Genomic DNA, 12,574 nt, shown 5'->3' with positions numbered 1-12,574 from the left:
CGTCCGCAGCGCGGAATCAGCGGCGGCGGAGGTCGGCCACCCGCGCCGCCCTTTCGCCCGGCGCCGGGTCCGCCAGCGACCCTCCCGCCGCGCTGCGCAACTGCGGCCCGCCGCGCGTACGCCGCTGGCCCGGAAGCGGGACGTCCCGGCGAGGCTGCCGCCCCGTCGGGAGGCCGTCACCGCCGGCGCCGGCCACCGCGATCTGGACCCCCTGGTCCGCCAGCGCCTGCAGCTCGGTTGCCGCACGGTCGTCATGCGCCGGCGGCTCGTCGGTCACCAGCCGCGTGATCACATCCGTCGGCACCGTCTGGAACATCGTGTCGGTGCCGAGTTTGGTGTGGTCCGCGAGGACCACCACCTCTGCCGCGGCCTGCACCAGCGCCCGGTCGACGCTCGCCGACAGCATGTTGGACGTGGAGAGCCCGCGCTCGGCGGTGAGACCGCTGCCGGAGAGGAAGGCCCGGGAGACCCGCAGCCCTTGCAGGGACTGCTCCGCTCCGCTGCCCACCAGGGCATAGTTGGAGCCGCGCAGCGTCCCGCCGGTCATGACGACTTCGACCCGGTTGGCATGCGCCAGCGCCTGAGCGACCAGCAGGGAATTCGTGACGACGGTCAGTCCGGGGACACGCGCGAGCCGGCGGGCCAGCTCCTGCGTTGTCGTCCCGGCGCCGACCACAACCGCCTCGCCCTCTTCGACGAGGCCCGCGGCAAGATCGGCGATGGCCGTCTTCTCCGCGGTCGCGGACAGGGATTTCTGCGGAAAGCCGGACTCCCGCGTGAAGCCGCCCGGCAGTACCGCACCGCCGTGCCGGCGGTCGAGGAGTCCTTCTGCCTCCAGTGCCCGCACGTCCCGCCGTACGGTCACTTCGGAGGTCTGGACAACGCGGGCGAGCTCACGGAGCGACACGGCCCCGTTGGCGCGCACCATTTCGAGGATCAATTGGCGACGTTCTGCAGCGAACACGAAACTGACAGTAACCTGACCGGCCGATAGTTTTCAGCACTATGCGCCGAATAACAGAAGTTGTGCACACACCTGGCCGCCAAGTGGTATTGGCGGCGCCGAAGTTGATCGGCCGGTGCGTGGAGTGCCCGGGGTTCTTCGGATTTACGCCCGCATCACGCCTCGCCGGTCGCCTTGCGGGTGTGCAGCTGCCGTGCCACCTCGGCGATCGACCCCGACAGAGAGGGGTACACAGTGAAAGCGTTTGCGATCTGTTCCACCGTCAGATTGTTGTCGACCGCGATCGAGATGGGATGGATCAGCTCACTCGCGCGCGGCGAGACGACCACACCGCCGACCACGATCCCCGTACCCGGACGGCAGAAGATCTTGACGAAGCCGTCCCGGATGCCCTGCATCTTCGCGCGCGGGTTGCGCAGCAGCGGCAGCTTGACGACCCGTGCGTCGATCTTGCCGGCGTCCACGTCCGCCTGGCTGTAACCGACCGTCGCGATCTCCGGGTCGGTGAAGACGTTCGACGAGACGGTCTTCAGGTTCAGCGGCTGCACCGCGTCGCCCAGGAAGTGGTACATCGCGATCCGGCCCTGCATGGCCGCGACCGAGGCGAGGGCGAAGACGCCGGTGACGTCACCGGCCGCGTACACGCCGGGAGCGCCGGTACGGGAGACCTTGTCGGTCCAGATGTGGCCCGAGTCCTTGAGCCGTACGCCGGCCTCCTCCAGGCCCATGCCGGCGGAGTTCGGGATCGCGCCGACCGCCATCAGGCAGTGCGTACCCGAGATGACGCGGCCGTCGGAGAGTGTGACCTCGACGCGGTCGCCGACGCGCTTGGCGGCCTCGGCGCGGGAGCGGGCCATGACGTTCATGCCGCGGCGGCGGAAGACGTCCTCGAGGACGGCGGCGGCGTCCGGGTCCTCGCCCGGGAGCACGCGGTCGCGGGAGGAGACGAGGGTGACCCGGGATCCGAGCGCCTGGTACGCGCCGGCGAACTCGGCGCCGGTGACGCCGGAGCCGACCACGATGAGCTCCTCGGGGAGCTCGTCCAGGTCGTACACCTGCGTCCAGTTGAGGATGCGCTCTCCGTCGGGCAGGGCGTCCGGGATCTCGCGCGGGTGGCCGCCGGTAGCGATCAGTACGGCGTCGGCGGTGAGCGTCTCCTCGCTGCCGTCAGCGGCGCGCACGATCACCTTGCGGGAGCCGTCCATGGCCTGGCGCCCGGAGAGCCGGCCGCGGCCGCGCAGCACGCGCGCGCCGGCCCGGGTGACGGAGGCCGTGATGTCGTGGGACTGGGCGAGGGCGAGCCGCTTCACCCGTCGGTTGACCTTGCCGAGGTCGACGCCGACGACCCGGGCGGCCTGCTCGATGTGCGGCGTGTCGTCGGCCACGATGATGCCCAGCTCCTCGTAGGAGGAGTCGAAGGTCGTCATCACCTCGGCCGTCGCGATCAGGGTCTTCGAGGGTACGCAGTCGGTGAGCACCGACGCTCCGCCCAGGCCGTCGCAGTCGACGACGGTCACCTCCGCGCCGAGCTGGGCGCCCACCAGGGCCGCCTCATAACCGCCGGGTCCGCCACCGATGATCACGATCCGGGTCACAAAAAAGTCCGCCTCGCATTGTCAATCCCGGCCCGCCTGCCCGCCCGACCGGGGTCCGGGGGGTGCCCCGGGGGAATGCAGTACGTACCCCATTGTCCCGCACGGTTCAAGTAGCTCTTCCCCCGGGGCTCCATACCGCCGCAACCGTGTGCGGTTCCGCCGGGTGGGCAGCCTCTCCGCCCCCTCCCGTACCCTCGATCCCATGTCGCTCTACGCCGCGTACGCCGGCAACCTCGACGCGCGGCTGATGTCCCGCCGCGCACCGCACTCCCCCTTGCGCGGGACCGGCTGGCTCAATGGCTGGCGGCTGACCTTCGGCGGCGAGCAGATGGGCTGGGAGGGCGCGCTGGCCACGATCGTGGAGGCGCCGCGCTCGCAGGTCTTTGTCGCGCTGTACGACATCGCGCCGATGGACGAGGACTCCATGGACCGCTGGGAGGGTGTCGGGCTCGACATCTACCGGCGGATGCGGATCCGCGTCGACACGCTGGACGGCGAGGAGCCGGCCTGGGTGTACGTGCTGAACGGGTACGAGGGCGGGCTGCCGTCGGCCAGGTATCTGGGGGAGCTGGCGGACGCGGCGGATTCGGCGGGGGCGCCGCACGACTATGTGATGGAGCTGCGCAAGCGCCCTTGCTGACACGGCGTGCGCCTGCCCGGTTGCCGCGTCGAGGTCGCCGGTTGCCCGGTCGCGAGTCGCGTTCAGCGGTTCGCACGTTCCTTTGTCGGAAACGACAAGACAACGATCCGAAGACCGTGGGCTGCATCATCTACGCGCGTAGGGAATGACCGGCTACCCTCGTCGGCGTGAACGCATCTGTGAATCCGGACCTCAACGGCGCTCTTGCCGACCCCCATGCCGCAGCCGACGCAGCAGCCGCGAGGCTGCGCGAGCTGACCGGCGCCGAGACGCACGACGTAGCCCTGGTGATGGGCTCCGGCTGGGCGCCCGCCGCCGATGCGCTCGGCGCGCCCGAGGCCGAATTCCCGGTCACCGAACTGCCCGGCTTCCCGCCGCCGGCGGTCGAGGGCCACGGCGGCAAGATCCGTTCGTACCGGATCGGTGAGAAGCGGGCGCTGGTCTTCCTCGGCCGGACCCACTACTACGAGGGCCGCGGGGTCGCGGCGGTGGCGCACGGGGTGCGTACCGCGGTGGCAGCGGGCTGCAAGACGGTCGTCCTGACGAACGGCTGCGGCGGCCTGCGCGAGGGCATGCGCCCCGGCCAGCCGGTGCTGATCAGCGACCACATCAATCTGACGGCGGCGTCGCCGATCATCGGCGCGAACTTCGTGGACCTGACGGACCTGTACTCACCGCGGCTGCGGGCGCTGTGCAAGGAGGTCGACGCCTCCCTGGAGGAGGGTGTCTACGTCCAGTTCCCCGGCCCGCACTACGAGACGCCTGCGGAGATCAACATGGTCCGCGTGCTCGGCGGCGACCTGGTGGGCATGTCGACGGTCCTCGAGGCGATCGCCGCGCGCGAGGCCGGCGCGGAGGTGCTCGGCATCTCGCTGGTCACGAACCTGGCCGCGGGCCTGACCGGCGAGCCGCTGAACCACGAGGAAGTACTGCAGGCGGGCCGCGACTCGGCGGCGCGGATGGGCGAGCTGCTGACGCGGGTGCTGGACCGCATCTGAGCGGCGAGGACCCGTCCGGCCGACCACCGCTGATGTGCAGGGGTGTGGGACACCCTCCACCCCGGCACACGCGGCGGCTTCGCGCCGTGTGCCGGGTGCGAGCGGCATGGCGCGGCAGGACGCGGGGCGTTCCGGCGAGCGGCGGAATGGCACCGCGGGGGCCACGGGAACCGCGTGGCGGCCGGGCGCAGGAGCTCGTACCTCCGGACGGATCGAGGGTGCACACCCCGCGCCCGGCGAGGCGACGGCTTCGCGCCGCGGCCGCAACGCAACCCAGGCACCAAGCACAGCAAGCCGGACACCACCCCCGGCACCGGCAGCGCGTTGGCTTCGCGCCGCAGCGGTCTCCGGGGTCCGCGTCCCCCGGAACCGGGACCGGCCGGCCCGAGCGCGCCGGAGGCCCCCGCACAGGGGAGCCGTGCCGCTTCGGTGCCGTGGATCGCGGGTACAGGACAGCCCCACGGCGCCACGGGCGCCACAGGGGATCGGGGGCGGCCCTCCGAAATAATGGGCGGGGCGACGGATGACACACGAGAGGCGGACCAACCGTGCAGCAGGACCTCATCGCGCGGGCGAGCGCGTGGCTGGCGGAGGACCCGGACAGTGAGACCCGGGACGAACTCGGGAAGCTCATCGAGACCAAGGACCTCGACGAGCTCGCCGCGCGGTTCAGCGGGATGCTGCAGTTCGGGACGGCCGGACTGCGCGGGGAGCTCGGCGCCGGGCCCATGCGGATGAACCGGGCCGTCGTCATCAGGGCCGCCGCCGGACTCGCCGCGTATCTCAAGGCGAGAGGACAGGGCGACGGGCTCGTCGTCATCGGATACGACGCCCGCTACAAGTCCGCAGACTTCGCGCGCGACACCGCCGCCGTCATGGTCGGCGCCGGGCTCCGCGCCGCCGTGCTGCCGCGGCCGCTGCCGACGCCCGTACTCGCCTTCGCCATAAGGCAGTTGGGCGCGGCCGCCGGCGTCGAGGTCACGGCCAGCCACAACCCTCCGCGCGACAACGGCTACAAGGTCTACCTCGGCGACGGCTCCCAGATCGTGCCGCCCGCCGACGCGGAGATCGCCGAGGAGATCGCGGCCGTGGCGAGTCTCCATGACGTGCCGCGGGCCGAGAGCGGCTGGGACACCCTCGGCGACGAGGTCCTGGACGCCTATCTGGCGCGTACGGACGCCGTCCTGACCACCGGCTCCCCCCGTACCGCCCGCGTCGTCTACACGGCCATGCACGGCGTCGGCAAGGACGTGCTGACCGCCGCCTTCGACCGCGCCGGCTTCCCCGCGCCCACCCTCGTACAGGAGCAGGCCGAGCCCGACCCGGCCTTCCCGACCGTCGCGTTCCCCAATCCCGAGGAGCCGGGGGCGATGGATCTCTCCTTCGAGACCGCGCGCCGGGCACAGCCGGACATCGTCGTCGCCAACGACCCCGACGCCGACCGGTGCGCCGTCGCCGTCCCCGACGAAGCCGCGCCCGGCGGGTGGCGCATGCTCCGCGGCGACGAGGTCGGCGCACTGCTCGCCGCGCACCTCGTCCACAAGGGGGTGTCTCCTCAGGACAGGAACGGCACCTTCGCCGAGTCGATCGTGTCCTCGTCCCTGCTGGGGCGGATCGCGGAGGCCGCGGGTCTGCCGTACGCGGAGACGCTGACCGGCTTCAAGTGGATCGCCCGCGTGGACGGCCTGCGGTACGGCTACGAGGAGGCGCTCGGCTACTGCGTCGACCCCGACGGCGTACGCGACAAGGACGGCATCACCGCCGCGCTGCTCGTCACCGAGCTGGCCTCGGAGCTGAAGGAGCAGGGCCGTACGCTCACCGATCTGCTCGACGACCTCGCCGTCGAGCACGGGCTGCACGCCACCGACCAGCTGTCGGTGCGGGTCGAGGACCTGAGCATCATCGCGAACGCGATGCGGGCGCTGCGCGAGCAGCCGCCGGCCGTACTCGCCGGGCTGCCCGTCGTCACCGCCGAGGACCTGAACCGCGGTACGGACAAGCTGCCGCCCACGGACGGGCTGCGCTACTACCTCGACGGCGAGTTCAAGGCCCGCGTCATCGTCCGCCCGAGCGGCACCGAGCCCAAGCTCAAGTGCTACCTGGAGGTCGTGGTGCCGGTCGCGGACGCGTCCGCGCTCGCCACCGCCCGGGAGCGGGCCGCCGAGGTCCTCGCCGGGATCAAGCGGGATCTCGCCGCGGCCGCGGGTATCTGACCGCGGGCCGGCGTGCGTACGGGAATGTCCGCCGGCCCGCGTACGCCCGTCCGCCGGTGGGCGCAGGAACCGCACGTCGGTGGGCGCAGGAACCGCACGACCGTCCGCACGGGTGAATCTCGTACGGAGTCGAGGCAGTGGCACCCGCTCCCCGGGACCGTCCGGGAAAGGGTGACCCGGTAGCGCATACCGAGTCCCAGGAGCTGCCGCTGTGCACCCCACCGCGACCGTTCGGCCCACCGTCCCCGCCTCCCGGCGCCCACCGGCCCCGGGAGGCGGTGCCGCGACCGGCGTACGGGACCGGCTGCGGCGCGCACTGCGGCGGGCCGCGCCCGCGCTGCTCGGCTATCTCGCGGTGCGGCTGTGCGGTCTTCTCGTCCTCGCCAGGTGGGCGCATCTGGGGCACCACGGTGTCTGGCCGACGCTCGCCACGTCCTGGGACTCCGGCTGGTACCTGGGCATCGCCGACCACGGGTACGCCGACACCCTCGGCACCCGCTTCAACACCAACAACCTGGCCTTCTTCCCGCTCTATCCGGTCCTGATCAAGGCCGTCGCCGGTGTCACACCCGGCTCGCGCGCCACGGTCGCACTCGTCCTCGCGGTCATGTTCTCGTTCGTCGCCGCGTGGGGGGTCTTCGCGGTGGGCGACCGGTTGTACGGGCGGCGGACGGGCACGATGCTCACCGTCCTGTGGGGCGTGCTGCCCGTCGCGATCGTCCAGTGGATGGGCTACACCGAGTCGTTGTTCACGGCGCTGGCGGCGTGGGCGCTGTACGCGGTGCTCACCCGGCGCTGGCTGTGGGCGGCTTCGCTGGCCGTGCTCGCCGGGCTGACCAGGCCGACGGGCATCGCGGTCGCGGCGGCCGTGTCCGTGGCCGCGCTGGCGGCGGCCTGCCGCGGGAACCGGCGGGCGCTCGTGGGGGCGCTGACCGCGCCGCTGGGGTGGCTGGCGTACGTCGCGTGGGTGGGGCTGCGGGTGGGACGGCCCGACGGTTACTTCGCCGTACAGAGGCTGTGGCGCAACGAGTGGGACGGCGGCGCGACGACGCTGCTGCGGCTGCGGCAGTACCTGCTGTACATGACGCGACCTCAGCTCTTCCTGGTGATGGTGTCGTTGATGCTGCTCGTGTCGGTCGGGCTGTATCTGCTCTGTCTCGCCGACCGGCAGCCGCTGGTGCTGCTCGTCTTCACCGGGGTGCTGCTGCTGGTCGTCCTGGGCAGCGGCGGCGTCTACTTCCCGCGCACCCGCTTTCTCCTGCCCGGCTTCCCGCTGCTGCTGCCGATCGCGCTGGCACTGGCCAGGGCGCGGCGGACGGCGGTGGTCGCGGTGGTGCTGGGCGCGTCGATGCTGTCGTCGGCATGGCTGGGGTCGTACATGCTGCTGGTGTGGAAGGGACCGCCGTGACCGTCGCGGTCGGACGTGGGCCGGATGCCTCGCGGACGCCGCGCGCGGCGACGAGGCGTCATCCGGCCGGACCGGCCCTTCATCGGCCTCGGCCGACGCCTCGGGACTCAGGAGCCGAGGAGGCGCCTCAGCCGATGGCCAGCAGCACCGCGAGCAGCACGGCGCCGGCCACGGCCGGCGCGATCACCTCGTACGCCCAGCGGACCTGCGGCCCGCCCTGCGCACCCGGCCGCGACGCATTGCGCTCGGCCAGTGCGCGCAGATCCGCGACCGTCCGGTCGGCGGGAGCCAGCCGCGCCTGGGAGTCGTTGACGTCGGCCGAGACGGACGTCCGGCTGTGCGGGTCGTCGTGCGCGTTCTGCACCTGCCTGCGCGAGACCCGCTTGCGCTGGCGCAGCGACACGGGGATGGCCCAGAGCTGGTACTTCGTGCCCTCCTGCGTGAGGACCTCGCTGGAGTACCCGGCCCGCACATCGGCGACGGCTGCCCACGGCAGGGTGATCGTCCGGAACGGATTCCTGATCCGCACCCGGTCATCGTTGGCGAAGACCGCGGGCCGCAGCGTGAACGCGACGATGAGCGGTACGACCAGCACCGCCCCGGCGAGCGCGAGCCACGGCGTCCGTCCCTCGCCGCGGACGAGCGCGTCCCCGGCGATCCAGACGATGAGTGCGAGCAACAACACACCGCCCGCGATCCCGGTGGGCGACCGGAAGACCCGGTCGGCGTAGGTGGGCTCGGAGGGCTGCTGCGGGCTACTCATGCCTCCGATTCTGCCGTACGCTCCAGCCTCTCCTCCCGCACGGGTCACGCCCGCCGCGAGGTCACCGTCCGGCGGCGCTGACCTGCCCCCCTGTACATGTCGCTACGCGCGTAGATATGCTCGTCTGGTGACCATGCCCACCACCCCACCCGCATTCGCTGACGTGACCGCGTCCGACAGCACACTGCGCCGCTTCCTCCACGGCCTGCCCGGCGTCGACGCCGTAGGCCTGGAGGCCCGCGCCGCAGGGCTCGGCACGCGTTCGATCAAGACGACGGCCAAGGCGTACGCCATTGATCTGGCCATCTCGATGATCGACCTGACGACGCTCGAGGGTGCGGACACCCCGGGCAAGGTCCGGTCGCTCGCCGCCAAGGCCGTCCATCCCGATCCCACCGACCGCACGGCCCCGACGACCGCCGCGGTCTGCGTCTATCCCGATATGGCAGCCATCGCCAAGGAGGCCCTGCGGGGCTCCGGCGTCAACGTCGCCTCCGTCGCCACCGCCTTCCCGGCCGGCCGCGCCGCGCTCGACGTCAAGCTCGCGGACACCCGTGACGCCGTCGCCGCCGGAGCCGACGAGATCGACATGGTGATCGACCGGGGAGCCTTCCTCTCCGGGCGTTACCTGAAGGTCTACGAGGAGATCCTCGCCGTGAAGGAGGCCTCGGGCGCCGCCCGGCTGAAGGTCATCTTCGAGACCGGCGAGCTCTCCACGTACGACAACATCCGCCGCGCCTCCTGGCTCGGCATGATCGCCGGCGCGGACTTCATCAAGACCTCGACCGGCAAGGTGGCGGTGAACGCCACTCCCGCGAACACCCTGCTGATGCTGGAGGCCGTGCGCGACTTCCGGGAGCAGACTGGAGTGCAGGTGGGCGTGAAGCCTGCGGGCGGCATCCGCACCAGCAAGGACGCGATCAAGTTCCTCGTGCTGGTCAACGAGACCGCCGGTGCGGACTGGCTGGACAACCACTGGTTCCGCTTCGGCGCGTCGAGCCTGCTCAACGATCTGCTGATGCAGCGTCAGAAGCTGGCGACCGGCCGCTACTCCGGCCCCGACTACGTGACGGTGGACTGAGCCCCATGGACATGGACAAGCAGCTGTTTGAGTACGCACCCGCGCCCGAGTCGCGGGCAATCGTCGACATCGCACCGTCGTACGGCCTCTTCATCGACGGCGAATTCACCGACGCCGCGGACGGCAAGGTCTTCAAGACCGTCTCGCCGAGCACCGAGGAGGTGCTCGCCGAGGTGGCCCAGGCCGGCGCCGAGGACGTGGACCGCGCCGTGAAGGCGGCGCGCAAGGCATTCGAGAAGTGGTCGGCGCTGCCCGGCGCGGAGCGGTCCAAGTACCTGTTCCGTATCGCGCGGATCGTCCAGGAGCGCTCGCGCGAGCTGGCCGTCCTGGAGACGCTCGACAACGGCAAGCCGATCAGGGAGACCCGCGACGCGGACCTGCCGCTGGTCGCCGCGCACTTCTTCTACTACGCGGGCTGGGCCGACAAGCTCGACCACGCCGGCTACGGCGCGAACCCGCGGCCGCTCGGCGTCGCGGGCCAGGTCATCCCCTGGAACTTCCCGCTCCTGATGCTCGCGTGGAAGATCGCCCCGGCGCTCGCGGCGGGCAACACGGTCGTCCTGAAGCCCGCCGAGACGACCCCTCTCTCCGCCCTCTTCTTCGCGGACATCTGCCGTCAGGCGGGACTGCCGAAGGGTGTCGTCAACATCCTTCCGGGTTACGGGGAGACGGGCGCCGCGCTCGTCGCGCACCCCGACGTCAACAAGGTCGCCTTCACCGGCTCGACCGCCGTCGGCAAGGCGATCGCCCGCCAGATCGCCGGCACCGACAAGAAGGTCACCCTGGAGCTGGGCGGCAAGGGCGCGAACATCGTCTTCGACGACGCCCCTATGGACCAGGCCGTCGAGGGCATCGTCGGCGGCATCTTCTTCAATCAGGGCCAGGTCTGCTGCGCTGGCTCGCGCCTGCTGGTCCAGGAGTCGATCCAGGACGAGCTGCTCGACTCCCTCAAGCGCCGGCTGTCCACGCTGCGCCTGGGCGACCCGCTGGACAAGAACACCGACATCGGCGCGATCAACTCCGCGGAGCAGCTGGCCCGGATCACGGCGCTGACCGAGAAGGGCGAGGCGGAGGGCGCCGAGCGCTGGTCCGCGCCCTGCGAGCTGCCGAGCTCCGGCTACTGGTTCGCGCCGACGCTCTTCACCGGCGTCACGCAGGCGCACACGATCGCGCGCGACGAGATCTTCGGCCCGGTGCTGTCGGTGCTGTCGTTCCGTACGCCGGACGAGGCGGTCGCCAAGGCCAACAACAGCCAGTACGGCCTGTCCGCCGGTGTGTGGACGGAGAAGGGCTCCCGGATCCTGGCGGTGGCGAGCAAGCTCCGCGCGGGTGTGGTGTGGGCCAACACCTTCAACAAGTTCGACCCGACCTCGCCGTTCGGCGGTTACAAGGAGTCGGGCTTCGGCCGCGAGGGCGGCCGCCACGGCCTGGAGGCGTACCTCGATGTCTGACGTGACCAACAGCGGCTCCGCCGTGCGGCGTTTGAGCGTCTTCAAGACCTACAAGCTGTACGTCGGGGGCAAGTTCCCCCGGAGCGAGAGCGGCCGGGTGTACGAGGTGACCGACTCCAAGGGCAAGTGGCTGGCGAACGCGCCTCTCTCCTCCCGCAAGGACGCGCGTGACGCGGTCGTCGCGGCACGCAAGGCGTTCGGCGGCTGGTCGGGCGCGACCGCGTACAACCGCGGCCAGATTCTCTACCGCATCGCGGAGATGCTGGAGGGCCGGCGCGAGCAGTTCACCGCCGAGGTCGCGGCCGCCGAGGGCCTGTCCAAGTCCAAGGCCGCGGCCGTCGTCGACGCGGCGATCGACCGCTGGGTCTGGTACGCGGGCTGGACGGACAAGATCGGCCAGATCGTGGGCGGGGCGAACCCGGTCGCCGGCCCCTACTTCAACCTCTCGACGCCGGAGCCGACGGGCGTCGTGACCATCGTCGCGCCGCAGGAGTCGTCCTTCCTGGGCCTGGTCTCGGTTCTCGCCCCGGTGATCGCGACGGGCAACACCGCGATCGTGGTGGCGAGCGAGAAGGCACCGCTTCCCGCGCTCTCGTTCGGCGAGGTGCTGGCCACTTCGGACCTCCCGGGCGGCGTGGTCAACGTGCTGTCCGGCCGGACCGAGGAGATCGCGACCCCCCTCGCCGCGCACCAGGACGTCAACGCGATCGACCTGACCGGAGCGGGCGAAGTTCTCGCGAAGGAGCTGGAGATCGCGGCGGCGGACAACCTCAAGCGCGTTCTCCGTCCACAGCCTGTGGATTTCTCGGCCGATCCGGGCACGCACCGCCTGACGGCCTTCCTGGAGACGAAGACGGTCTGGCACCCGACGGGCTCGCTGGGCGCGTCCGGTTCGGCGTACTGACCCGACCCCTCCCATGGCCGAGCCCCCTGCCGTCCCGTCCGGCGGCAGGGGGCTCTCTCATGTCCCGGTTTCATGTCCCGGTTTCATGCCCCGGCTGCGTGGTCGGCTGCCGACCTCGGCTCAGACCGGCAGCGACCCCGCGGCACCACCGGCCACCGGCAGGTCCTTGAGCGCGGCGCCGTCCGCCAGGGGCCCGGTGGCCGCCTCGGTGGAGACCGGCTTGAAGTCGGCGACCTGGGTGCCCACGCCGTTGTCCAGCGGGTCGACGCCCGTCTTGGCCAGCGGGTTGAGCTGAAGGCTCTTGACCTGCCCGGCGCCGCTCACCGAGTTCGCGACCGCGCCGGTCAGCACCTGGCCCTGCCCCTGATCGAGCGTGCCGAGGCCCACGGGCGCGACCGGCGCGGCGTGCGCGGCATCGCCCGCGCCGAGGACCGCGGCCACCGCCGCGACGGTCATACCTGCGCGCAGCAGCGCGAGCCGGCGGGACTTGGGAGCTGTGTGACGTGCCATGGGATTCCTGACTGAGTGAGTAATCGGACGAGCACGCAGCGTAGTTG

The 12,574-nt window shown here is 71.5% G+C and carries 11 protein-coding genes; 7 read left to right on the top strand and 4 right to left on the bottom strand.

Translation table 11 applies throughout. The annotated features are described in order from the left end of the window. Nucleotides 1-16: 16 nt before the first annotated feature. Together ACWDZ6_RS13515 and ACWDZ6_RS13510 are read right to left on the bottom strand one after the other, a co-directional pair. Nucleotides 17-964 (bottom strand): DeoR/GlpR family DNA-binding transcription regulator, encoded by a 948-nt coding sequence (locus ACWDZ6_RS13515; protein WP_451502941.1) that lies wholly within the window; start codon nucleotides 962-964, stop codon nucleotides 17-19. A 155-nt stretch (nucleotides 965-1,119) separates the two neighbouring features. Further along, nucleotides 1,120-2,559 (bottom strand): NAD(P)H-quinone dehydrogenase, encoded by a 1,440-nt coding sequence (locus ACWDZ6_RS13510; RefSeq protein WP_326652169.1) that lies wholly within the window; start codon nucleotides 2,557-2,559, stop codon nucleotides 1,120-1,122. 202 nt (nucleotides 2,560-2,761) lie between these two features. On the opposite strand from ACWDZ6_RS13510, the gene ACWDZ6_RS13505 reads away from it, so the two are divergent. From ACWDZ6_RS13505 to ACWDZ6_RS13490, 4 genes are all read left to right on the top strand, one after another. Next, on the top strand, nucleotides 2,762-3,199 hold the full coding sequence (locus ACWDZ6_RS13505; protein WP_326652168.1) for a gamma-glutamylcyclotransferase: 438 nt from the start codon (nucleotides 2,762-2,764) through the stop codon (nucleotides 3,197-3,199). Nucleotides 3,200-3,366: 167 nt separating this feature from the next. Further along, nucleotides 3,367-4,197 (top strand): purine-nucleoside phosphorylase, encoded by an 831-nt coding sequence (locus tag ACWDZ6_RS13500; protein WP_389174559.1) that lies wholly within the window; start codon nucleotides 3,367-3,369, stop codon nucleotides 4,195-4,197. A gap of 548 nt (nucleotides 4,198-4,745) precedes the next feature. Next, a complete protein-coding gene (locus ACWDZ6_RS13495; RefSeq protein WP_451502940.1) occupies nucleotides 4,746-6,410 on the top strand; it encodes a phospho-sugar mutase in 1,665 nt (554 codons plus the stop codon). 211 nt (nucleotides 6,411-6,621) lie between these two features. After that, a complete protein-coding gene (locus ACWDZ6_RS13490) occupies nucleotides 6,622-7,818 on the top strand; it encodes a hypothetical protein (protein WP_451502939.1) in 1,197 nt (398 codons plus the stop codon). A 127-nt stretch (nucleotides 7,819-7,945) separates the two neighbouring features. Here ACWDZ6_RS13490 and ACWDZ6_RS13485 read toward each other — a convergent pair whose 3' ends face one another. Beyond that, on the bottom strand, nucleotides 7,946-8,581 hold the full coding sequence (locus ACWDZ6_RS13485) for a PH domain-containing protein (RefSeq protein WP_451502938.1): 636 nt from the start codon (nucleotides 8,579-8,581) through the stop codon (nucleotides 7,946-7,948). Nucleotides 8,582-8,714: 133 nt separating this feature from the next. Between ACWDZ6_RS13485 and deoC the strand changes: the two genes are divergently transcribed. The 3 genes from deoC to ACWDZ6_RS13470 are packed head-to-tail and all read left to right on the top strand — an operon-like array spanning nucleotide 8,715 to nucleotide 12,017. Continuing rightward, nucleotides 8,715-9,662, top strand: a complete 948-nt coding sequence (gene deoC, locus ACWDZ6_RS13480) for a deoxyribose-phosphate aldolase (protein ID WP_451502974.1) — start codon at nucleotides 8,715-8,717, stop codon at nucleotides 9,660-9,662. Between the two features lie 5 nt (nucleotides 9,663-9,667). Continuing rightward, a complete protein-coding gene (locus ACWDZ6_RS13475; protein ID WP_351444587.1) occupies nucleotides 9,668-11,113 on the top strand; it encodes an aldehyde dehydrogenase family protein in 1,446 nt (481 codons plus the stop codon). Next, nucleotides 11,106-12,017 (top strand): aldehyde dehydrogenase family protein, encoded by a 912-nt coding sequence (locus ACWDZ6_RS13470; RefSeq protein ID WP_366730142.1) that lies wholly within the window; start codon nucleotides 11,106-11,108, stop codon nucleotides 12,015-12,017. The genes ACWDZ6_RS13475 and ACWDZ6_RS13470 overlap by 8 nt, the downstream gene beginning before the upstream one ends. A 120-nt stretch (nucleotides 12,018-12,137) precedes the next feature. On the opposite strand, the gene ACWDZ6_RS13465 is transcribed toward ACWDZ6_RS13470, so the two are convergent. Next, nucleotides 12,138-12,527: a hypothetical protein gene (locus ACWDZ6_RS13465; protein WP_451502937.1), complete on the bottom strand. Its 390-nt coding sequence runs from the start codon at nucleotides 12,525-12,527 to the stop codon at nucleotides 12,138-12,140. Nucleotides 12,528-12,574: the final 47 nt, after the last annotated feature.

This window comes from Streptomyces sp. NPDC002926 (assembly GCF_053591755.1).
This window is presented reverse-complemented; position numbering and strand designations above follow the sequence as displayed.

Bases quoted from the DNA above. Each gene is read 5' to 3' on its own strand.
- ACWDZ6_RS13465 (WP_451502937.1), bottom strand. From the start codon at position 12,527: ATGGCACGTCACACAGCTCCCAAGTCCCGCCGGCTCGCGCTGCTGCGC.
- deoC (WP_451502974.1), top strand. From the start codon at position 8,715: ATGCCCACCACCCCACCCGCATTCGCTGACGTGACCGCGTCCGACAGC.
- ACWDZ6_RS13470 (WP_366730142.1), top strand. From the start codon at position 11,106: ATGTCTGACGTGACCAACAGCGGCTCCGCCGTGCGGCGTTTGAGCGTC.
- ACWDZ6_RS13505 (WP_326652168.1), top strand. From the start codon at position 2,762: ATGTCGCTCTACGCCGCGTACGCCGGCAACCTCGACGCGCGGCTGATG.
- ACWDZ6_RS13485 (WP_451502938.1), bottom strand. From the start codon at position 8,581: ATGAGTAGCCCGCAGCAGCCCTCCGAGCCCACCTACGCCGACCGGGTC.
- ACWDZ6_RS13475 (WP_351444587.1), top strand. From the start codon at position 9,668: ATGGACATGGACAAGCAGCTGTTTGAGTACGCACCCGCGCCCGAGTCG.